This window comes from Collinsella sp. HCP3S3_E5, assembly GCF_052067635.1.
GTDB lineage: Bacteria > Actinomycetota > Coriobacteriia > Coriobacteriales > Coriobacteriaceae > Collinsella.
Map to the genome: position 1 here is coordinate 1 of NZ_JBQHQF010000055.1, position 989 is coordinate 989.

The 989-nt window shown below is 65.0% G+C and carries 1 protein-coding gene; it reads left to right on the forward strand.

The window, feature by feature from the left end; translation table 11 throughout:
• Nucleotides 1-988: arginine deiminase (locus ACTM82_RS08950; protein WP_441055873.1), on the forward strand; the 988-nt coding region annotated here is incomplete at its 5' end.
• Nucleotide 989 lies beyond the last annotated feature (1 nt).

A 989-nucleotide genomic window follows, 5' to 3' on the forward strand; every position in this document is an offset into this window, starting at 1 on the left:
CGAGTTCACCGACCAGTACATCGCCGAGGCCGGCATCCGCGGGAAGCACATGCCGCAGATCGTCCGCGAGAAGCTGGACTCCATCGAGGACAACCTCGAGTTCGTCAAGAAGACCATGGCCGGCATGACCAAGGCCGAGATCGAGATGCCCCTCACGGCCTCCACGACCCTCGACTCCCTGGTCAACTCCGAGTCCGAGTCCGACCTGATCATCGACCCGATGCCCAACCTCTACTTCACCCGCGACCCGTTCGCGGTCGTCGGCGAGGGCGTCAACCTCAACCGCATGTACTCGGTCACCCGCAACCGCGAGACCCTGTACGGCAAGTACGTCTTCAAGTACCACCCCGACTACAAGGACGTCTCCCTGTACTTCCGCCGCGACTGCCAGTTCCACACCGAGGGCGGCGACGTGCTGAACATCAACGAGAAGACCCTCGCCGTCGGCATCTCCCAGCGCACCCAGGCCGCCGCTATCGACGTCATGGCCCAGAACATCTTCTGGAACTCCGACTCCAAGGTCGAGCGCATCCTGGCCTTCGACATCCCGGTCTCGCGCGCCTTCATGCACCTCGACACGGTCTTCACCCAGATCGACGTCGATAAGTTCACGATCCACCCCGCCATCATGGGCACCCTGCGCGTCTACGAGCTGACCGCCGGCAAGAACCCGGGCGACGTGAACATCCGCCTGATCGAGGACACCCTCGAGCACGTCCTGGAGGACGCCACCGGCGTCGACCAGGTCAAGCTGATCCCCTGCGGCGGCGGCGACCCGATCGCGGCCTCCCGCGAGCAGTGGAACGACGGCTCCAACACCCTGTGCGTCGAGCCCGGCAAGATCTGCGTCTACGCCCGCAACACCGTCACCAACGACGTGCTGTACAAGGAGGGCCTGGACCTTCTCGTCGTGCCCTCCGCCGAGCTCTCCCGCGGCCGTGGCGGCCCGCGCTGCATGAGCATGCCCTTCTGGCGCGAGGACCTCTAAG